19 protein-coding genes are annotated in these 20,129 nt (G+C 55.9%); 10 read left to right on the top strand and 9 right to left on the bottom strand.

Features of this window, described 5'->3' with window-relative positions:
* Positions 1-2: 2 nt before the first annotated feature.
* Both mreC and ACYQ15_RS13630 read right to left on the bottom strand, forming a co-directional pair.
* Positions 3-959 (bottom strand): rod shape-determining protein MreC, encoded by a 957-nt coding sequence (mreC, locus tag ACYQ15_RS13635; protein WP_459938054.1) that lies wholly within the window; start codon positions 957-959, stop codon positions 3-5.
* Positions 844-1,884, bottom strand: a complete 1,041-nt coding sequence (locus ACYQ15_RS13630) for a rod shape-determining protein (RefSeq protein ID WP_459938053.1) — start codon at positions 1,882-1,884, stop codon at positions 844-846. Before ACYQ15_RS13630 ends, mreC begins: the two co-directional genes overlap by 116 nt.
* Before the next feature lie 147 nt (positions 1,885-2,031).
* Here ACYQ15_RS13630 and mnmL point away from each other — a divergent pair, with 147 nt between their 5' ends.
* The 10 genes from mnmL to ACYQ15_RS13580 all read left to right on the top strand — a co-directional run bounded on the left by mnmL (position 2,032) and on the right by ACYQ15_RS13580 (position 12,451).
* Entirely contained in the window at positions 2,032-2,943 is a 912-nt protein-coding gene (gene mnmL / locus ACYQ15_RS13625; protein WP_459938052.1) for a tRNA modification radical SAM protein MnmL/YtqA, read from the top strand.
* Positions 2,944-3,580: 637 nt separating this feature from the next.
* Entirely contained in the window at positions 3,581-3,940 is a 360-nt protein-coding gene (locus ACYQ15_RS13620) for a methylated-DNA--[protein]-cysteine S-methyltransferase (protein WP_459938051.1), read from the top strand.
* 54 nt (positions 3,941-3,994) lie between these two features.
* Positions 3,995-4,915 (top strand): TIGR01777 family oxidoreductase, encoded by a 921-nt coding sequence (locus ACYQ15_RS13615; protein WP_459938050.1) that lies wholly within the window; start codon positions 3,995-3,997, stop codon positions 4,913-4,915.
* A complete protein-coding gene (locus ACYQ15_RS13610; protein WP_459938049.1) occupies positions 4,912-5,661 on the top strand; it encodes an acyl-[acyl-carrier-protein] thioesterase in 750 nt (249 codons plus the stop codon). Before ACYQ15_RS13615 ends, ACYQ15_RS13610 begins: the two co-directional genes overlap by 4 nt.
* Before the next feature lie 218 nt (positions 5,662-5,879).
* On the top strand, positions 5,880-7,319 hold the full coding sequence (locus ACYQ15_RS13605) for a sigma 54-interacting transcriptional regulator (RefSeq protein ID WP_459938048.1): 1,440 nt from the start codon (positions 5,880-5,882) through the stop codon (positions 7,317-7,319).
* A 712-nt stretch (positions 7,320-8,031) separates the two neighbouring features.
* A complete protein-coding gene (locus tag ACYQ15_RS13600; protein ID WP_459938047.1) occupies positions 8,032-9,345 on the top strand; it encodes a KamA family radical SAM protein in 1,314 nt (437 codons plus the stop codon).
* Positions 9,342-10,361: a D-alanine--D-alanine ligase family protein gene (locus tag ACYQ15_RS13595; RefSeq protein WP_459938046.1), complete on the top strand. Its 1,020-nt coding sequence runs from the start codon at positions 9,342-9,344 to the stop codon at positions 10,359-10,361. The genes ACYQ15_RS13600 and ACYQ15_RS13595 overlap by 4 nt, the downstream gene beginning before the upstream one ends.
* Entirely contained in the window at positions 10,358-11,425 is a 1,068-nt protein-coding gene (locus tag ACYQ15_RS13590; protein WP_459938045.1) for a D-alanine--D-alanine ligase family protein, read from the top strand. The genes ACYQ15_RS13595 and ACYQ15_RS13590 overlap by 4 nt, the downstream gene beginning before the upstream one ends.
* Positions 11,400-11,906: a GNAT family N-acetyltransferase gene (locus ACYQ15_RS13585; protein WP_459938044.1), complete on the top strand. Its 507-nt coding sequence runs from the start codon at positions 11,400-11,402 to the stop codon at positions 11,904-11,906. The genes ACYQ15_RS13590 and ACYQ15_RS13585 overlap by 26 nt, the downstream gene beginning before the upstream one ends.
* A 305-nt stretch (positions 11,907-12,211) precedes the next feature.
* Entirely contained in the window at positions 12,212-12,451 is a 240-nt protein-coding gene (locus ACYQ15_RS13580) for an antitoxin (RefSeq protein WP_459938043.1), read from the top strand.
* A gap of 338 nt (positions 12,452-12,789) precedes the next feature.
* On the opposite strand, the gene ACYQ15_RS13575 is transcribed toward ACYQ15_RS13580, so the two are convergent.
* The 7 genes from ACYQ15_RS13575 to ACYQ15_RS13545 form a co-directional block, all read right to left on the bottom strand.
* Positions 12,790-13,452 (bottom strand): arginase family protein, encoded by a 663-nt coding sequence (locus ACYQ15_RS13575; RefSeq protein ID WP_459938042.1) that lies wholly within the window; start codon positions 13,450-13,452, stop codon positions 12,790-12,792.
* Between the two features lie 30 nt (positions 13,453-13,482).
* Complete coding sequence (locus tag ACYQ15_RS13570; protein ID WP_459938041.1) at positions 13,483-14,517, bottom strand: TIGR03943 family putative permease subunit; 1,035 nt, start codon at positions 14,515-14,517, stop codon at positions 13,483-13,485.
* A 13-nt stretch (positions 14,518-14,530) separates the two neighbouring features.
* A complete protein-coding gene (locus ACYQ15_RS13565; protein WP_459938040.1) occupies positions 14,531-15,430 on the bottom strand; it encodes a permease in 900 nt (299 codons plus the stop codon).
* A 60-nt stretch (positions 15,431-15,490) separates the two neighbouring features.
* Positions 15,491-16,651 (bottom strand): ATP-binding protein, encoded by a 1,161-nt coding sequence (locus ACYQ15_RS13560; protein WP_459938039.1) that lies wholly within the window; start codon positions 16,649-16,651, stop codon positions 15,491-15,493.
* 717 nt (positions 16,652-17,368) lie between these two features.
* Complete coding sequence (locus tag ACYQ15_RS13555) at positions 17,369-18,715, bottom strand: TrpB-like pyridoxal phosphate-dependent enzyme (protein WP_459938038.1); 1,347 nt, start codon at positions 18,713-18,715, stop codon at positions 17,369-17,371.
* A 211-nt stretch (positions 18,716-18,926) separates the two neighbouring features.
* Positions 18,927-19,430 (bottom strand): D-glycero-beta-D-manno-heptose 1-phosphate adenylyltransferase, encoded by a 504-nt coding sequence (gene rfaE2 / locus ACYQ15_RS13550; protein WP_459938037.1) that lies wholly within the window; start codon positions 19,428-19,430, stop codon positions 18,927-18,929.
* Positions 19,430-20,086 (bottom strand): redox-sensing transcriptional repressor Rex, encoded by a 657-nt coding sequence (locus ACYQ15_RS13545; RefSeq protein WP_459938036.1) that lies wholly within the window; start codon positions 20,084-20,086, stop codon positions 19,430-19,432. Before ACYQ15_RS13545 ends, rfaE2 begins: the two co-directional genes overlap by 1 nt.
* Positions 20,087-20,129 lie beyond the last annotated feature (43 nt).

The raw sequence follows: 20,129 nt of genomic DNA, 5'->3' as shown, positions 1-20,129 counted from the left end.
GATTATTCTTCGTCAAATCGGGATATGTTCAACACGAGGAGGACTTCCTCGAGGTTCCGAAGATCCACCAGCGGGACGGCCTGAACAATCTGGAACAGTGACGTGCTGGGGCGGTCGATGTGTTCGACCCTGGCCACGGGCAAGCCCTTGGGAAAGACGCCGTCCATGCCGGACGTGATCAAGATTTCCCCTTCTTCGAGCAGGTCGTTCAAGGGGACGTACTGCATGGACAAGTTGTTCTGGGGGCCCTGCCCGACCAATATGCCCTGGGTCCGGAAATCACGGCCCATGATGGCCACCTTGCTGTTGGGATCATTGATCAGCAGCACATTGGAGAGGTTCGGTGAACTGCGCAACACCCGACCGACGACTCCAAGGGGGGTGATGACGGGGGTGCCTTCATGGACTTCAGCCCGAGAACCCTTGTCCACAAGCAAGGATTCCACCACCGCATGGGGACCGAAACGCTGGGCAACGACGCGCCCACCGACCAAAGTCCATTCTTCCGGCGGCTGAAATTGATACAAGGTGCGGAGCCTGGATATCTCCGCGGCTTCCTCATGCAGTCTGGACAGCTGCAGGTAAAGATCCGTCACCTTGAGCCAGAGCCGCTCGTTTTCCTGACGTACCTCGCTCAGATCAATATACTTCTCCCGAATGGTGCGGTACTGCTCCCGGGTCCACTGCAGGGGCAACGCGACCCAGGCCACGATCTCCAGTCCGGTATTGCCGGCGATCCGATCGAGTAGGCCCGTGCGCCAGTTCCACGTATAGACGCCCAGGAGGAGAAATATGATCAGGAACAGGAAAGCGATGAACCGCTTGGAGCGGACCGGAAAGAGGCTAATCGATGGTAACCTCGCGTAAGATGTCCAAGCTGTCCAGAGCCTTTCCCGAGCCGAGAACCACAGCGGAAAGCGGGTCGTCCACGACCGTGATGGGCAAGGATGTTTCTTCACGCAAGAGCTGATCCAGGCCGCGTAAAAGCGCGCCGCCTCCGGTCAGGACGATGCCGCGGTCCACGATATCCGCCGCAAGTTCCGGAGGGGTCTGCTCCAGGGCGATCCGGACCGCCTGAACGATAACGTCCACCTGATCGGCAAGAGCCCTGCGAACCTCTTCGGAGGTGATCAGGATGTTCTGGGGAATGCCGGTGACCAGGTCCCGACCCTTGACCTCCATCTCCTCTTCGGAGTCCATGGAGAAGGCCGATCCAAGCTTCATTTTTATGATCTCAGCAGTGCTTTCGCCGATGAGCATGTTATATTTGCGCTTCAAATGCTGCATGATGGATTCGTCCATTTTGTCCCCGCCCATGCGCACGGATTTGCTGTAGACGATTCCGGAAAGCGAGATGACCGCGACTTCGGTGGTGCCGCCGCCGATATCCACCACCATGTTCGAAGTGGGTTCGGTAACCGGCAGATTGGCGCCGATGGCCGCGGCCATGGGCTCCTCGATCAGGTAGACTTCACGTGCTCCGGCGCTTTGCGCGGATTCCCGCACCGCGCGCTTTTCTACCTGGGTGATGCCCGTCGGGACGCAGACAATGATCCGGGGGCGAATCAGGTGTCGGCGATTGTGCACTTTGGATATGAAATGGCGAAGCATGGCTTCCGTGATTTCAAAATCGGCAATGACACCGTCTTTCATGGGCCTGATGGCGCTGATGTTGCCGGGAGTCCTGCCCAGCATGCGCTTGGCTTCCGCTCCGACGGCCAGGACCTTGTTTTGACCGCGATTATCTTTCTTGACGGCAACGACGGAAGGTTCGCGCAGAATAATCCCCTTGCCTTTGACATACACGCAAGTATTGGCGGTACCCAGGTCAATCGCCAAATCGCTGGAAAAGGGCGCCAGCATGATATCCAGAATTCTCGACATAGACCCTCTCTTGGGGATAAGATAAAACTATGCGCGGCAAGCGCGTTAACGGGCGAAACTAGCAAATATGGCAGGTGCAAGCAAGACAGTCTGAAAATCACTGCCTCTCGCATCGAAAATTTCATAAAAAAAGGCAGTTGTGCATAATTGCGGTACAATTCTCTTTCCGCCTACCTGCAATCGAGATACGGCAAACGGGTTCGGAAGGTTCCCCTGGATGCCGGATCGACCTGCCCGAATCGAGATGGAACTGCCTCCCGGTCCGGCTGCGTATTCTGCAATCCTCGAGGAACGGGAACAGGTCTGCATCAACGAGGAATGTCTCTTGGCCAACAATGGTCTTTTTTGACTGAACGTATCGGAAAAAAATACAAGACGGACTGTTTCTGGGCCTACCTGCAGTCTTTTTCCAACACCTATGGACCGCTGGCGAGGGTGCGGACCCTGATGCGCGAGATTGCGGACCTGCCCAACATGCGTCTGGTCAGCCTCGGTACTCGTCCGGATTGCATGGACAAGGAAAAACTTCGCTGCATCGCCGACTTGGGCATTCCGGAAATCTGGCTGGACATCGGGCTCCAGTCCAGCAACGACCTGACCTTGCGGCGCATCAACCGCGGCCATGATTTTGCCTGCTTTGCCCGTTGCGTGGAAATGGTTCGAGCGCAGGGGTTGCATGTCTGCGTGCATGTTGTTCACGGCCTGCCGGGCGAAACCAGTGCCGACTTCCTGCGGACGATTCAAGACGTGAATCGACTTCCCATCTCGGGCATTAAATTTCATAATCTCTTCGTAGCGGCGGGCAGCACATTGGAGGACTGGTGGCGCAAAGGAGTATACGTGCCGGGAGAAATGGATGAGTATGTCCAGGTTGTGGGCAAAAGCCTGCGTTTTCTTCGGTCGGAAATAATTATACACCGTTTGAATGCCGATCCCGGGCCGGGAGAACTGCTGGCCCCCAGTTGGGCAGCGGACAAGACCCGAGTTCTGAACGCAATCCAAAGGCATCTGGAGGTAATGAATTACCAGCAGGGCAGTCAATGCCCAGACGCGTCATAACCACGGCAAAAGGATCTTTTCGGCAGCTATTCACTGAAAATGATTGTCTATTGCGCGAGCGTCTTTTTGTAGTGTTCGCCTCCAAGATGATCAGCCGCGGGACGCATGGAGGATCATGGGGACAAATGGTTGCTTGTTGTCCATGGCCCCCAAATGTTTTGATTGCATTTCGACGGCTGTCACAGTCGACACGTTGCCGCGGGAGGTTCAATCCGGACCGGGGGGATCATAAATGTATGCAAGAGTAACCACTCGGCTTGATAGAGTAGGATGGGGGCAGCTTTCAAACTTGCGGCAAGCATGACCTGGATTCCCGCCATTGGGAATGACTTGCTTCTCTATGCCGCCGCCGGACTAGTCATGTACGCGAAGGCGGGTATCCAGTGCTCTTTTTCTCGGTTGAGCTCAATAGTTACCATGCCGTTTCCGAGTCAGTCACCCCCGCGAAAGCGGGGATCTAATTTCTTTTTATTCGGATGAGCCGGGTACTTACATGCAGGATACAATAATAGTCGATTCGTTGTTGATGCAGTTATACTGGCAGAATGGACTGCTCCTGAACATTTCGCTGCGTTGGAGTCGTTTCAACGATAAGCGGGAATTTCAAACGGAATGGGGGGGATTGTTCCAGGAGAGCATGGAACGCTATCATGCCCGGGAAGATGCCGGATGGCCGGATGTCCTGCTTGCCTGGGAAGGGGTCAGCGTTTTTTCCCGGCTTGTGCTTCAGGAACTGCGCAAGCTGCCGCACGGTTCTTGGTTGAGCTACAAGGAACTGGCTGACCAGTGCGCAAAACCAGGGGCGTCCAGGGCCGTGGGGAGGGTCATGGCTCGCAACCCCTGGCCCATGTTGATTCCGTGTCATCGCGTCCTGGGCAGTGATGGCCGGTTGACGGGCTTCGGGCCGGGCCTGGATATGAAAGCGCATCTGCTGCACCACGAAGGGATTCCCTTCAAAGCACATCATGGAGCCATTGTTCGCGAGTCCGGATTCTGATCTCCGTGCGTGATCAAGAATAATTTGACCGGGACCAAACAACAGGGAGGCGATATGCAATTTTTTATCATGGGCGGAACCGGATTTGTCGGAGGGCATCTGATCGCTCATCTTTTGCGACAGGGGCATGCTGTTCAGGCGCTGGGGCGGAGCAGCAACAGCCTGGAGCGATTGCCCCAGGGATGTAAAGGCGTGCTGGGCGATCCGTCCCAACCCGGGCCGTGGCGGGACCAGGCCTCGCAGGCCGACGTGGTGATCAACCTCACGGGCCGATCCATTATGACCAGATGGACCGAGCAGGCCAGAAAGGAGATCATGGACAGCAGGGTGCAGTCCACTCGCATGGCCGTTTTGGCTCTCGCCGAATCTCAAAAAGAGGGCAAGACGCTGATCAATGCCAATGCCGTCGGCTATTATCCCCAGAATTCAGCAAAGGAATTCACCGAAGATGGTCCCCGAGGCACGGGATTCCTGGGCGATGTGGCGCAGGCCTGGCAGCAGGAGGCCGAGAAAGCCCGGACTCATGGAACGCGTGTCGTTATTGCCCGTTTCGGGACGGTGCTTGGGCCGGACGGCGGCGCCATGGCCAAGCTGCTTCCGGTGTTCCGCAAGGGCCTCGGCGGACGCCTGGGCAGCGGAAAGCAGTGGTTCCCGTGGATTCATGTCCAGGATCTGTGCGCTGCCCTTGAATTCGCGGCCCTGAAATCCGAAATGGACGGGCCGGTGAATTGCTGCGCGCCCGAGAACGTTACCAATGCGGAATTCACCAGAACCCTGGGCGGTGTGTTGCGGCGTCCGACCATATTCCCGGTTCCGGGCTTTGCCATCAAAGTCGCGATGGGGGACGTCGGGCAGGTGCTTCTGCAAGGGTCGAAGGTTGTTCCCAAGGCTTTGCTGGATGCAGGGTTTTCATTTCGATTCGGCACAATAGAGAGCGCATTGCGCGATATTGTCCAACAGGCTTCAGCTTCATGAGCCGGTCAGTCTGGAGTGAATCCTTCCGTGTCCGGAGCAACGAGACGGATATCCATGGACTTGTCCGTTTGGACGGATTGTTCGGCTATTTCCAGGAAGCGGCCGGCCATCATGCCCAGGTTCTTGGAGTGGGCAGAAAGAGTCTGGAGGACCAGGGCTGCTTCTGGGTGCTTTCCCGGTGCTGGATGCAGGTTCGCCACTATCCTGCCTGGGGACGGGAATTGGTTGTCCGAACCTGGCCTCAAGGCGTGGAGCGCCTTTTTGCCCTGCGCCATTTTCGATTTCTTGCCGAAGACGGGCAGGAATTCGGTTCCGGGATCTCGGCATGGCTGATCCTGGATCAGAAAAAGCATCGCCCCATGCGCCCCGGCCCCTTCCTGGAAGGAATCGTCCTGCCGGATGAGCCCCGGGTTGATGGTGATGTTCTCGAAAAACTGGGCTCAATTTCGGACCCGGAGGAACTGCGACATGTTTCCGCGGCCTACAGCGATCTGGACGTGAATAAACATGTGAACAACGCAGCCTATGTCCGCTGGATTCTGGACAGCTTCAACCTGGAACGGCATGGCCGCCGGCAAATCCAATCCATCCGCATCGACTACCTCTCGGAAACCCTCTCCGGTGAATCCATCTCCGTTCGTGGCCGGCCGGAGTCCGCCGGCTGCCAGGACATTCTCGGGCTGCGTTCCACAACTGACCAGCCGGTATTTCAGGCCCGGATCACCTGGCAGGATCGCATGCCTTGATGGGGCATGGATTCATGCTCTTGCCCAGCCAGCCTGGTTTCGCTGGATGTCCGGCACTCAAGGCGGCAGCAAGTTAGTGTGAGCCAACCCGGTTAATCATTTGGCATCATCTAGGCCGGAATACAGTCCTTCCTCTTCCAGTTCGCCACTTTTGGCGCCGATCCCCGTTGCAGCCAGCACAGATCGGATCACCGCAACCCTTTCACCATACCATCTCCATGAAACGCATTCTCCTGGCCTCCAATGATCCCGCTTGCCTGAAAGTCGTCATCGAGGCATTCGCTCCTGATTGCAGGGTGGATGCCGCCGGTTCGAAAAGTTTGCTCCAGGAGAAGGTGTCACGCAAAGAATATGATTTCGTGATGGTGGACATCGAATTTCTGGATATCAAAACTGACAAGTCGGTCTCTGATTACTGCAAGGACTTGCAGTGCTTCTGGCGCAACAATCCCCATGCGGAGATCATCGTGCTGACGCCCCCGGAGCGGATTCGCGACGCCGTATTCGTGGTCAAGGCCGGAGCGGGCAACTACCTGACCTATCCCCTGAACAAGGATGAACTGCTTTTCGTTATGGAGAGCCTCTATGAGTCCTTGAAGGTGCAGTCCGAGTTGGACCACTTTCGGGATGAGGCCATGGTCGGCGGTCTGTTGCGCATGAGTGAAATGAGAAGTTCCGCCATGCGCAGGGTGTCTGAAAAAGTGCAGTTGGTGGCCAAGTCCAACGCCACGGTTCTGCTCAGCGGAGAAACGGGAACCGGAAAGGGAGTCATCGCCCGCAGCATTCATTCCCAGAGCACCAGGACCCAGGGTCCGTTCATCGGCGTCCACTGCGGGGCAATTCCAGAGACACTCATCGAGAGCGAACTGTTCGGCCATGAAAAAGGCTCGTTCACCGGAGCCGTGCGCCGTAAACTGGGCAAGTTTGAGTTGGGCGCCGGAGGCACGGTCTTCCTGGATGAGATCAGCACCATCAGTCCGGCCATGCAGATCAAGCTGCTTCAGGTTCTTCAGGACAAGGTCTTTCAGCGGGTGGGGGGAGAGCGGGACATTCGCCTGGAGGCCCGGATCATCGCGGCGTCCAATGTGGACCTCAAGTCCTTAAGCGCCCAGGGCTTGTTTCGAACGGACCTTTTTTATCGCCTGAATGTCTTTCCCATCGAAATCCCTCCATTGCGGGAACGACGGGAAGATATCCCGCTGCTCGTGGATCATTTCCTGAAGCAGTTGAACAAACTCCACGTCAAAGAGATCCATGGCGTTCATCCTTCGGTTCTGTCCGTGCTGGATCGCTATGAATGGCCGGGCAATGTCCGAGAACTGGAAAACATCATCGAGCGGGCCTTCCTGTTGGAAAGGTCTCATGTTCTGACCCCTGAGAGCTTCCCCCAGGAAATGTTGGAAGGTCCGGGACAGGGAGTGACCTTTGCCCTGGATATTTCCCAGCCTCTGTCCGAGGTCCGGCGACTCGCCCTGGATAATGTGGAAAGATCATATCTCAAGGCGCTCCTGACCAAAAACAGGGGGAGCATCAAGCAATCAGCAAGCCATATCGGCATCACGCCGCGCCAAATGCACAACCTGATGAACCGCCACGGCCTGCGCAAGGAAGACTTCAAGTCCGACATTTCCGCAGGTGGACGGCAACAGGCGAATTGATGCTCTCGAAATTATCTGTTTTTTATAGCTGATACCGACAGACAGCTTCCATTCACTCAGCCATTTCACGAACATTCCCGCTGCCGCGAACCAAATGCGAACTCGCACTTCTGCTTTTTCGGAATGCGGCAAAGTCGCTTCTCATCACCATCTCCAGGTTTTTCTGCAAACTTCGTTATTATTCAGAACGCTAGGCTGCTGGCCATTCACTCGCGCTGGATTCCGGCTTTCGCCGGTATGACTTATCGTAATCAACCGTGCCTCGTCAGTCATACCGGCGAACGCCGGTATCCAGGTTACTATCGTTTTATTTTGAATAGATACCAAACTTCATCTCATAATTATTCGTAACTATTCAGCACATACTCTGGTCACTCGCCAGAGCTGGATTCCGGCTTTCGCCGGAATGACGTATCATATCAAGTCTTTTCCAAGTTGAGTCATACCGGCGAAGGCCGGTATCCAGTCCGATTTTTCTCGGATGAACTGAGTAGTTACAATTATTCTTTCCTTTTTGGTTCCCCCAAAACAGGAAATCTCGTTTCTTGTCGCCAAAGACTTTTAGAAAATTAACTACATAATATCGATATGTTATGACTTGGCGTAATGATTGCTTTGCGTATGGGTTTGATCCACGCCTGTTCAACCTTCAACCTTCAACCTTCAACCTTCAACCTTCTCCTGCGCGTCAAGCCAGGGGAGAGAGGCAATCATGGATGAAATTCTGGAATTGGACGTCGAGCCTCCTGCTCAATCAACGTGCCTGGAGCCTTGTTCCATGGCCGTGTCGGGTCTCACCGAACTGATCAATGTTGCCATGGGCGGCTCAATGATCGGACTGCCCCGACAGAAAACCACAAAATCCACCTTCCCGCTCAATTCCCATTCTGCCGCGTTTCTCGCCAAACACCACCCGCATGCGACTTCCAGCCAATGGAACGACTGGCGTTGGCAGCTCAAGCACCGCATCACGTCCCTTGCGGCCCTGGAAAAAATCGTCGCCCTTTCCCCGGAAGAGCGTGAGGCACTGCAACCTGGCAAAAACATGCTGCCCATTGCCCTCACCCCGTATTACGCCGCCTTGCTGGACAGGAACGATCCACTCCAGCCTCTACGCCGGTGCGTCATCCCCACCATTGCCGAGCATGTCGCCATGTCCTGTGAGGAAGGCGACCCGTTGGGTGAGGAACATGACAGTCCGGTTCCCGGCATTGTGCATCGCTATCCGGACCGGGTCCTTTTCCTGGTCACGGATTATTGCTCCACCTATTGCCGCTACTGCACCCGTTCCCGACGGGTTGGCAAGGAGGAACGCGGGCAAGGCCCGAGTCATTGGGAAATGGGCCTGAACTACATTGCGAACAATACAACCATCCGGGACGTCCTTATTTCCGGCGGCGATCCCCTGACCATGACGGATCATGCTCTGGAATACCTGCTGCAGCGCCTCAGAGCCATTCCCCATGTGGAGATCATTCGCATCGGCACCAAGGTTCCCATGGTCCTTCCCCAGCGGATCACGCCACGACTGGTTCGGATGCTGCGAAATTACCATCCTTTGTTCATTAGCATTCACTGCACTCACACCGAGGAATTGACTCCGGAGGCTGCTCTGGCCTGTTCCCGTCTGGCCGATGCCGGCATTCCCCTCGGCGGGCAGACCGTTCTGCTCAAGGGCGTGAACGACTCCATTCCGGCGCTGACCAGCCTGTTCCAGGGATTGTTGCGCAACCGCATTCGCCCCTACTACCTGTACCAATGCGACCAGGTTGTCGGGACATCCCACTTCCGGACCAGTGTGGAAAAGGGCCTGGACCTGATCCGGGGCTTGCGCGGGCATACTTCGGGCTACGCCATTCCCCACTACGTGGTTGACCTGCCGGGGGGCGGCGGAAAAACGCCCTTGTGTCCGGAGTACTTTCGGGGACGGGAAGGCAGGGATTTGGTTTTTGAAAACTATAAAAGGGAACTCTACCGAGTGCATGATATGGCGGAACCTGATTTCTCTTCCGGAGGCCCGTTGTGAAAATCGGACTGACCTATGACTTGCGTCAGGATTACCTGGCCCAGGGCTACAGCCTGGAAGAAACCGCGGAATTTGACAGTCCGGCCACCATCGACGCCATTGAAGCCGGTATCCAAGCCATGGGCTTTGCCACGGAACGCGTCGGCAACCTGAAGGCGCTGATGCGTGCATTGACGGATGGGAAGCGGTGGGATCTGGTCTTCAATATCGCTGAAGGCATGTACGGCTACGCCCGCGAGGCCCAGGCACCGGCGCTATTGGAAGCTTACGCCGTGCCCTGCGCCTTTTCCGACCCCATGGTTCTCGGCCTGTGCCTGCACAAGGCCATGACCAAGCGCATCCTGCGGGACCTGAAACTGCCGACTCCGGATTTTGCCGTGGTCGAAACCATGGCCGACGTGGCAAATGTACGTCTGGATTATCCTCTTTTCGTCAAGCCCGTGGCCGAAGGCACCAGCAAGGGCATTTACGGCGCCAGCCTGGTCCATGGCAGGGAACAGTTGCTCCGGGCATGCATGACCCTGCTGGAACGTTTTCGACAACCGGTTTTGGTTGAGCGGTTTCTTTCCGGACGCGAATTCACCGTGGGCATCGTGGGCACTGGCGGGAAAGCCCGCTCCTTGGGCGTGATGGAGATTCTGCTTCTGGAAACCGCCGATCAGCTGATCTACTCCCAGGACAACAAGGAAGAGTATGAAGACCGGGTGCGGTATATGCTGGTTCAGGATGAACTCGCGGCCGAACTTTCCATCCTGGCCCTGGAGGCCTGGCGGGGACTTGGCTGCCGGGACGGCGGGCGGGTGGACATCCGCCTCGATGCGAGCGGCAGTCCCCACATCCTTGAAATCAACCCGTTGCCCGGCCTGCATCCAGTTCGCTCGGACCTGTCCATCATGTGCGATTTCCAGGAAATCCCACATGGGGAACTGATCCGGATGATCATGGAGTCAGCTCTGGAACGGGCTGGTCATGCTGACCCTTCAACCGTGAAATCGGAACAGGTTCTTGCGGCATGAACATCCTGATCGTGCATAATCCGGTAAACGGGACGACGTCCCCGGATGACGCGGACGTGTTGGATCAGGTGCGCACAGTGGAAATCGCCTTGGCCGAACTGGGCCATGAGGTGCAGATCCAGGACTGGCCGCAAGACCTGATCCAGGCCCGGTCCATGCTCGAAGAGCTGGGACCGGACTTGGTTTTCAATCTTGTCGAGAGCATCAAAGGATCGGCGAGGTATTCATCCAGGGTTCCAGCGCTGCTTACACAGATGAACATACCTTATACCGGATGTTCAGCCGCGGCCATGGAACGCTCCACCGGCAAGCTGAACGCCAAGCAGGTGCTGGAGGCCCGTCGGCTGCCGACTCCCCTGTGGCTGGACGATAAAGGATGCGGGCCAGCCACCTTTCCCGGCGTCTTCATCGTCAAATCCGTATGGGAGCATGCATCCCACGGTCTGGAGGCGGACAACGTATTGACCGCCGGGAATGCGGAGATGCTGCTGACGGCCCTTCGTGAACGCACTGCTCGCTTGGGAGGGCAATGGTTTGCCGAGGGTTATGTTCCGGGGCGGGAATTCAGTCTGGCCGCAGTCGAGGTGTCCGGAGCTCCCAAACTCCTGAACCCGGCTGAGCTGGTCTTCACTGATTTTCCCGAGGAAATGCACCAAGTTGTTGGCTACCGGGCCAAGTGGCTGGAACAGAGTTTCGAATACCGGAACACGGTCCGCAGGCAGGCTTTTCCGGTGCAAGACACGGCTCTTCTGGATTCCATGCGCACCCTGACCGAGGCGTGCTGGCACGGTTTCAGTCTGGCCGGCTACGCCCGGGTGGATTTCCGTGTGGATGCGGACAATCAGCCCTGGATCATCGACGTCAACGCCAATCCTTGTCTTTCTCCCGACGCCGGTTTCCAGGCCGCCTGCCGGGCCTCGGGGCTGCACTTCACGGAAGTCGTGGAACTCCTGCTCCAGGCTGCACTTTGTCCTCGCTGCCATGCATCACGAAGAGTCCATCGTTCGCCAACGCACCAATCAAATCCTGAACAGCGTCATGGATCAGATCAGCTTGCGGCGTGAGGTCCGGGAATCGGACGTCGAAAAAATCCTCCGGCTGACCGCATCGACCGGTTTTTTCAAACCTCAGGAGGTGGAAGTCGCCGCTGAACTTGTTTTGGAGCGGCTGAACAAAGGTCCATCCAGCGGATATCATTTCCTCCTGGCCGAGAACAACGAAGGCGAAATCCTGGGTTATTCCTGTTTCGGCCCGATTCCCTGCACCCGCTCCAGCTTTGATCTGTACTGGATCGTCGTGCATCCCCAAATGCAGGGCCAGGGGCTCGGCAAGCGCCTGATGTCAGCCAGCGAGGCCCGGATTGTAACCCTGGGCGGCACCAGAATATATATCGAAACATCATCCCAGCCCCTGTATCATCCCACGCGACGTTTCTACGAGCGCTGCGGATACTCGCTGGAAGCAGTGCTCAAGGACTTCTACGCACCGGAGGACGACAAGCAGATCTATTGTAAAATATTTGATAACTACTCAGCACTTTTATGACAAACTTGGATTGTTCCGGCTTGTCTCGATTTTTTGGCATCGCCTGTCTGACTGAGCCAGGATTCGTTCATCGAACCATTGCTCAACGCCTGAAGCGCCAATGGATGTTTATTCGAGCAATGGTTCGATGTTACGAAGCCGGCAAAGGAGTTGCGATGCGGAAAAATTGAGACAAGCCGGAACGAAGCTAAATAGTTACAATATTTGTTTCATATTCGATGGAGCTACTTGCTGAGTCTCCTTGACTTGCAGGGCTGAGGCTGCATTTGCAATAATATATGTTGGTCATTAACCGGAGGGGAACCATGGAAGCTGAACGACATGTTCGACTCTTTCGCAACGGCAGCAACCAGGCTTTGCGTATTCCCAAAGAATTCGAGTTGGACGCCGACGAGGCAATCATTCGCCGCGAAAATTCCGGCCTGATCATCGAGCCGGTTCGAAAAAAAGGGCTTCTGACGACACTCGCAACCCTGCCGGACCTTGAGGATGATTTGCCGGACATCGATACAGGGTTGCGACCGATCGACGAGCATGTTTTGTGATGCCGATACAGCGCCACCTCCTGGACTCGAATATCCTTTCCAACCTCGTGAGGCGCCCGCGTGGCATCATCGCCCACCATATCGCAGCTGTCGGCGAGACTATGGTCTTCACCTCCATCGTTGTTGCTAGTGAATTACGATTTGGCGCTCTCAAAAAAGCTCTCCAAGATTGACGGCGCAGGTTGAGATGATTCTCGCGGCAATTCCGATATTGCCTTTTGAGACCCCTGCAGATCGTGAATACGCCGGATTGCGCCTGCACTTGGAGCAGATCGGTCAGCCTATTGGGCCAAACGATATGCTCATTTGAAAGAACCATTTTCTGCCGCAAACAAAGGTTATCGACCGAACAATCCCGCTGCCAGACCGAGGAAAAAGTGTTTGGCGTTGTTGCCCAGGGATTGGATGCGGTAGCCGCCTTCCTGGACCACCAAAGTGGGCAGGCGCAATTCCCCGAGCATTCGGCCGTTGCGTTCAAAATCCTTGGCCGTGAAGGTCCAGGAATCGGTGGGATCGTCCTTGGCCGGATCAAGTCCCAGGGCGATGACCAGGGTCCGGGAAGCGATTTTTTTGATCCGCCGTACTGTCCTGGCCAAATGCTCACGATATCTTTCCCCATCCAAAGCCTCAGGCGAGGTAATGTTCATATTGCAGCCGATGCCTGGACCTTCCCTCTTTTCTTCTTCATAGCCGCTGAAATACGGGTAAGTAACCCTGGCGTAGAGCGCTCCGCCGACTCCGGCACCGGTTTGCAGCTTGGCCGCGGAAATGGAATCGAGATACCCGAAATGCAGATCCGGAGCGTGCATGAACAGGGCAAATCCCTTGAGCCGGTTGTCGGAAGCCTCGGCAGCGAAAAGGATGGTGCGGAAACGGAATTTCAGCGGATTGCTGAGCTGTTCCGGAAGCTTGGCCAGATCTTCGGCGGACAACAATGGAAACTGTTCCCGCAAGAAATCCTGGACCTGGCTGATGACCCGCGCGTCGCCCGACCATGTCACGTCTGGACGCGGCGGATACGGAACATTCGTTCAGGGTTCGGCGTCGAAAACGTAGGAGGAATAAAGGCGGGGATAGACGTAGGGCTGGTCCGGGGGCGGAATCAGCTCCAGCCGATCGGCCAGAACCATGGGAATGTCCTCATCCATGAACCGCGTCGCGGCGATACGACCGTGAACCCGCACCCAGGCGTCATTGGCCGGCAAAGGAAGCGTGTCTACACGCACCAAAAGTCCGTAAACCGTGGCGTCGGCTAGGCAGCACGTCACGGCAATACGGGCCACGGCCAGTTCGTTCTCGGCCATGGTTCCGTCATGGTAGACGAATCCGGAAAACTCCACGCGTCGCCCCTGGAAGCGATCCAGGTAGGCGGAAATGATCAGCATGGAGTCCAGAAAATTCTCGCTGGTAATGATCAACGAACTCTTGGCCAGCAGTTCCTCGGTCATTTCCTGATAGGTGTCCCGGTCATACCATATGCCAAGCTCCTCCCGCAGCATGGCCTGCTCCTCGTCCAATTCCGGCCCGAAGTCCATGGCCTGTCCGCTGTCCCACGGGATGTCCTCCTGGAACAGGATGTGGCTGTCCGGAGGGAAACCGATTTCCTGTTGTGGCCCGAACATGGACCTTTCGGGGGCGCGGCTCAAGGAAATTCCTTTTTTCTGCGCCACCCGGCTGTCCAGCAACTGATGCGGCAGAAAGAATCCGGCAGCCAGAACGAGGCCGAAAAGCATCACCACCACGGCCTTGGCCTTTCCGGAAAAGCCGTGTTCATGCCCGCAGCCGCAACCGGCTTCGACAGAAGCCCCGGGCCGAAACAGCGTCCACAATCCATAGATCCCCATGATGCAGAAGCTCACGGTGGAAAAAAACAGAAACGGTTGCATGCGTGGGGCCATGTAGAGCAGGCTCTCGCCGCTGTGCAGCAGTGATGCCTGAAGTGCGGCCAGGGCAAAAAGTATCAGGGTCTGAATCAGGCCGAATGAAGCATCCGAAAAGCTCGGAATTCTGGCATCTTTCTTCTCAGCGCCAGTTTTTACGCGATTGTTTTGATGAAAAGTCGTCATTGTCCGGAATATCTCACTGGAGGCCCAGGAAATGCAAGCCCATGACGAGGATGAACACGGCCAATGTTCCGGTGGCAATGAACACCCCGACAAAGCGCAGCGGAAAATAGCCCAGCAACATGGCGGTGTTCTTCAGGTCCAGCATGGGGCCAAAGACCAGAAACGCCAGCAGCGAAGGCAAGGTGAAGGCGGCGCCGAAGGATGCGGCCACAAAGGCGTCGGCGGCGGAGCACAGAGACAGCAGGTAGGCCAGAATCATCATGACAATGGTTGCCGACCAGGGCTCGGAGCCGATTTCCAGAAGCACGGCCTGGTGCAAAAAGGTCTGGAAAAGGGAGGCGATCAGCGCGCCGAAGATGAAATAGCAGCCCACGGTAAAGAATTCGGACGTGGTGTGGCGCGCGATTTCATGCCAGGTCTGTGCTTTCTTGAGGCTTTTGGGCGCGTGACCATGGTCCATGGGCAGTTCCCGCGATATGCCGTGCTCCAGCGGCTTACGCAGAAGGCAGATTACGGAACCGACAAACAAGGCCGCCATCGCGGACAAAGCCAACCGTAAAACCAGAACGTCCGGATTGAGCCCGAAAGCAAACAAGGTGGACGCCGCCACCACCGGGTTGAGCACCGGCGCGGCAACCAGGAAGACCGCCCCGGCTGCCAAGGGCATGCCCTTGCGCACCAGGCTGCGAATCACCGGAATGATGGCGCACTCGCAAATGGGAAACAGGGCGCTCAGCAACACCGCCGGAAACAGCGACAGCCAAGGATTGCCCGGCAGCCAGCGCCGGAAAAAATTCTCCGGGATAAGCACCAGAACCAGCGAGGAAAAAAGCGCTCCAAGCAGAATGAACGGAAAGGATTCAAAGATGATGCTCAAAAAGATCATCTTGGCGTGCAAAAGGGCGTCGATCATGGTGGGGGCTGTAATGTGCTCGTGAAGGGGAATACGTGTCTCTCAAGTGAGAAGGTGCGGCTATTGACCACGGAACAAAGCCGCGACGGGAATCAGGTCAACATTGTCCACTGTGGCATAATCATCACCCATGTAAAACAGGAATCGTCGGACTTCCAATCCCTTGGGCGATGAAAATTCTTTGAGGTTTCTGATGTCCTTCGCGTCGGGACGGCTGGTGGCCTTGACCTCCACCGCATACAGCACTCCACCCGCTTCAAAAGCAAGATCGATTTCATGGCCGGCGACGCTTTTGTAATAGCAAAATTGCTCGGCAAAAATAAAGCCCAACTTGCGACGCTTTTCCAACTCGGCGATAACAAAGCTTTCCAAAAGCTGACCTGACGTGACGGGAATACCCAGGCCATAAATCACGCCATTATCGGCGAAGTAGGTTTTGGACGCCTTGATGTGTCGCTTGGCCGGTCCGTACTGGTATCCCCGCAACTGGAACGTCAACTGGGCCTGCTCCAGGGCATTCAGGTATTTTTTTGCCGTGGGGTGGCTGACGCCGGCCTCTCGCGCAAAATTGGAAACCTCCAGGTGCGATCCCAGGTTGTGCACAAGGTTGTGCAGGATGCCCAAAAGCCCCCCCAGATTCTCGATGTTGGACAGCTGCATCAGGTCTCTGGTGAAGTAGGTGTTCTTGTAGCGTGAGAGTATTTGATGTCTTTTTTCATCATCCGCACAGGCAAGGACTTCCGGAAACTGGCCAAAGGTCATGGCCTGGTCCAGGAGTCGGGTGGCTTCCTTGATCTGTACGGGATGTGCCCGCTCCGTGAAGATGGAATGGGTAGGCGGGCCGACCTCCTCCCCCCAGCACAGGGTGGGCAGGGAGTAGATGTCGATCCGTCCAGCCAGGGTATCCGCCGCAGCATCTAGCAGGCCCAGTGTGCTGGAGCCGGTCATCAAAATCACGGCCCGGTGCTGGTCAATGGCGTATTTCACGGCCACGGTCAGCCGAGGATGCCGCTGAATCTCGTCAATAATCCCGGCCGCCCCCAGATACTGGACAAGCCCCTTGGGATCCTTCTCGGCCCAGTCCAGAATATCCAGGTCATCCAGCGTCGCGTAGCGAAAATCCGGGAAGCGCTGCCGCAGCAAAGTCGTCTTGCCCGAACGACGCGGACCCACGAGCAGACAGCTTCTGTTATCGGAGAAGGATAGCCATCTTGAAAACATGCTTTCAATCTATCCAGGACATTTTGAAAGTCAAGTTTGAAAATATCCATGGTGAAGGCCTGGGTTTACCCGGAAAGATTGCAAACCGAGGAGGACTAGCCACCTGCCCAGTTGAAACCTTCCTCTGCCTGATCGAGGACAACAGCGGTGTTATCCCAGTCGTGGACCACAGGTTCGACTGTTATTTTTAACGTAACTATTCAGCTATGTTCCGGATTCTCGATTATTTCGGCATCGCAACTTCTTCGCCGAATTCGTAACATCTAAATAGGATCTAAAAATACCTCATCGGACGCTTCGGGCGTTCGGAAATGGCTCGATAAACGGATCTGGCTCAGTCAGACAGTCGATGCTGAAAAAACGAGACATCCGGAACACACCGGTACTATCCTGGTAGTGCTGAGTAGTTACTTCAACAATTGTAACTACTCAGCAGAGCCAGAAAAAGACTTGGATACCGGCCTTCGCCGGTATGACTACTAGCGTGATAAAGGCTTGCCCAGATGCGCCATTCCGTCGAAAGCCGGAATCCAGTGCTGGAGAACGATCATGCACCGTATGTGCTGAGTAATTACCGACAATTAAGAGAAACTGTTTGCACATTCACCATGAGGCGAAAACGGCGGGCAATTGTTCCGTGCATGCCTTGCTGGCAATGTTTTAGATTTGGTTCTACATGCTAAGTCACCTTTAAAAGGAGTTGAATGCAGGTAATCCCTAAACGTTGATCTTCGGGCAGGTGGCCAATGCGTTTTGGAGGTCGCATTCGGAGAATGTGTCGTCCTTGAGGTTGCCCTGGTTGTAGGCGTCGTAGGCGCCGAGGTCCAGGAGGCCGTGGCCGGAATAGAGGAAGACGATGACCGTGCCCGGATCGCTTTCCCGGGCCACGTCCATGGCTGCCTTGATGGCGTGGGAGGTTTCCGGGGCGGGCAGGAAGCCTTCGGTCTGCAGGAACAGCTTGGCCGCCTCAAAGACGTCGTTCTGATAGTATGAGCGCGGTTCCACCATGCCCTGGTCCACGAGATGGGACACGATGGGCGCGTCTCCGTGGTAACGCAGGCCTCCGGCGTGAATGGGCGGAGGAAAGTAGCCCGAGCCCAGGGTGTGCATTTTGAGCAGTGGGGTCATCTTGGCCATGTCGCCGTAATCGTATCGGAATTCGCCTTTGGTCAGGGTCGGGCAGGCCTTGGGCTCCACGGCCACGAAGCGTGGTCCCTTGCCATGCATTTTCTCGGGGACAAAGGGCAGGACCAGACCGCCGAAATTGCTCCCGCCTCCCACGCAGCCCACGAGCACGTCGGGCTTTTCCCCGGCCAGGGCCAACTGCTTCTGGACTTCCAGCCCAGTGATGGTCTGGTGCAGGAGAACATGGTTGAGCACGCTGCCCAGGGAGTATTTGGCATTGTCATGGGTGGCCGCGTCTTCCACGGCTTCGGAAATGGCCAGTCCCAGGCTGCCGCCGGAATTGGGATTCTCCGCCAGGACCGCTCTGCCGGCATTGGTCTTGTTCGATGGTGAGGGAAAGACTTCTGCACCATACGAGCGGATCAAGATTCCCCGGTAGGGTTTTTGTTCGTAGCTGCAGCGTACCATGTACACGGTGCATTCCAATCCGAACATCTTGCAGGCGAAAGAGAGGGCGGTCCCCCATTGCCCGGCGCCGGTTTCGGTGGTCAGGCGCTGAACGCCTTCCAGCTTGTTATAGTATGCCTGAGCAATGGCGGTATTGGGTTTATGCGATCCGGCAGGGGAAAGGGATTCATTTTTGTAATATATTCTGGCTTTGGTTCCCAGGGCAGCTTCCAGGCGATGTGCCCTGACAAGCGGCGTCGGTCGGAACAGGCGATAGATGTCCCATATCGGCTCGGGTATGTCGATCCAGCGCTGGCTGGACATCTCCTGCTCGATGACGGCATTGGGGAAAATGGCCTGCAGTTTTTCCGGACCCAGCGGTTGATGCGTAACCGGATCAAGGGGGGGCGCCAGCGGTGGTTTAAGATCAGGCAGCACATTGTACCACTGTTTCGGCATTTCTTTTTCCGGCAGATTGATTCGGTAATCCATGAAGATTCTCCTCGATGTGATTCACATTCTCACGGCGGCTTGTCCAGTCCCAGCTTCCGGAGTTCGTGTACGGTGCTCTGGATATTCAAAAGTCAGCTGGAACCAAGTCTTGACAGAATAGCGACATAGCCAAGAACCAAGATAAATGGCGTAGGTCGTCCTGAGACAGAATTTATTGTCTGGAAGAGAGAAGTGTGTCAACTGCTGGAAATCAAGGACAACTGCTCGGACGGGCCGAATGCAGAATGCGCTCGACAATGGCGGTGGTTGAGTATCCCGGCAAGAGTTCCAGGCTCAGAGCCTGGCCGCCCCAGGCCTCGACTTCTTCGGCGCCGACAATGCGATCCTTTGGCCAGTCGCCGCCCTTGATCAAAACATGGGGCCGGATAGCCAGGATCAAATTCAAAGGAGTGGCGTCCTCGAAAGCAATGATCACGTCCACGCACTCCAACCCGGAGAGAACGTAGGCCCGTTGCTCGAGGGGCGTGATGGGTCTCGTTGGTCCTTTCAGTCCCCGAACCGAGGCATCACTGTTCAGGCCGACAATCAAGGTTTTGCCATGGCTTTTCGCCCGCCTCAGCAAGTTGACATGTCCGGCGTGCAAAAGGTCGAAGCAACCGTTGGTGAAGACGATGGGCGCGGGATGAGAGTCCGTATCGTCCAGGAACTCCTGCAAAGTCAGGATTTTCTCGTCACCAAGGAGTGGAGGAGACATCAATTCGGAGAGGACCCATGACCTTGAAATTCACCGGCATTCAGCTTGAACGTCAAGGCATAAAGGTGGTGGAAAAAATCGACATACTCCACATGAACGTGGTCGGGAACATGGATGCGGGCAGCCGAAAAATTCAATATGCTGGGGATTTCTGATTCAACAAGATAATTGGCCGCGCGCTGAGCCCGATCCGTTGGAGTGGTGATGATGCCGATCTCGATGTGCAAGTCCTTGACGTTCTCTTTCATCCGCCGCGGGCACATCACTTCCAGGCCGGCAATTTCTTCACCAATCTTGAACGGATCGCAATCAAAGGCGGCGACAATCTTGAAGCCACGCTTGGGAAACCCCTGGTAACGAAGCAATGACCTGCCGAGATTGCCGACGCCGATCAACGCAACGCGCCAAATGCGGTCGGTACCCAGCGATACCTTGATGGAATCAATCAGGTTGGGAACGTAGTATCCTACACCGCGGACACCGAACTCTCCAAAGTATGCAAGATCTTTTCGAATTTGAGATGGATTGACTTCGCAGGCGCGCGCCAAGGCTTCCGAGGATATAACCTCCACGTCTTCGCCGTGAAAGGCTTCAAGAACCTGAAGATAAACGGCCAAGCGCTGAATCGTGGCCCTGGGGATGTGTTTACTTTTCACAGTAGATCTGTTGTGAAAAAATGAACTTATTTAAGGTTAAAAA

It is taken from the genome of Desulfonatronum parangueonense, from assembly GCF_054656975.1.
Note: the sequence above shows the minus strand (reverse complement) of the source record. Positions and strands in the feature narration are given on the sequence as shown.

Bases quoted from the DNA above. Each gene is read 5' to 3' on its own strand.
- ACYQ15_RS13630 (WP_459938053.1), bottom strand. From the start codon at position 1,884: ATGTCGAGAATTCTGGATATCATGCTGGCGCCCTTTTCCAGCGATTTG.
- ACYQ15_RS13620 (WP_459938051.1), top strand. From the start codon at position 3,581: ATGGAACGCTATCATGCCCGGGAAGATGCCGGATGGCCGGATGTCCTG.
- ACYQ15_RS13615 (WP_459938050.1), top strand. From the start codon at position 3,995: ATGCAATTTTTTATCATGGGCGGAACCGGATTTGTCGGAGGGCATCTG.
- ACYQ15_RS13610 (WP_459938049.1), top strand. From the start codon at position 4,912: ATGAGCCGGTCAGTCTGGAGTGAATCCTTCCGTGTCCGGAGCAACGAG.
- ACYQ15_RS13605 (WP_459938048.1), top strand. From the start codon at position 5,880: ATGAAACGCATTCTCCTGGCCTCCAATGATCCCGCTTGCCTGAAAGTC.
- ACYQ15_RS13600 (WP_459938047.1), top strand. From the start codon at position 8,032: ATGGATGAAATTCTGGAATTGGACGTCGAGCCTCCTGCTCAATCAACG.
- ACYQ15_RS13590 (WP_459938045.1), top strand. From the start codon at position 10,358: ATGAACATCCTGATCGTGCATAATCCGGTAAACGGGACGACGTCCCCG.
- ACYQ15_RS13585 (WP_459938044.1), top strand. From the start codon at position 11,400: ATGGATCAGATCAGCTTGCGGCGTGAGGTCCGGGAATCGGACGTCGAA.
- ACYQ15_RS13580 (WP_459938043.1), top strand. From the start codon at position 12,212: ATGGAAGCTGAACGACATGTTCGACTCTTTCGCAACGGCAGCAACCAG.
- ACYQ15_RS13570 (WP_459938041.1), bottom strand. From the start codon at position 14,517: ATGACGACTTTTCATCAAAACAATCGCGTAAAAACTGGCGCTGAGAAG.
- ACYQ15_RS13565 (WP_459938040.1), bottom strand. From the start codon at position 15,430: ATGATCGACGCCCTTTTGCACGCCAAGATGATCTTTTTGAGCATCATC.
- ACYQ15_RS13560 (WP_459938039.1), bottom strand. From the start codon at position 16,651: ATGTTTTCAAGATGGCTATCCTTCTCCGATAACAGAAGCTGTCTGCTC.
- ACYQ15_RS13555 (WP_459938038.1), bottom strand. From the start codon at position 18,715: ATGGATTACCGAATCAATCTGCCGGAAAAAGAAATGCCGAAACAGTGG.
- rfaE2 (WP_459938037.1), bottom strand. From the start codon at position 19,430: ATGTCTCCTCCACTCCTTGGTGACGAGAAAATCCTGACTTTGCAGGAG.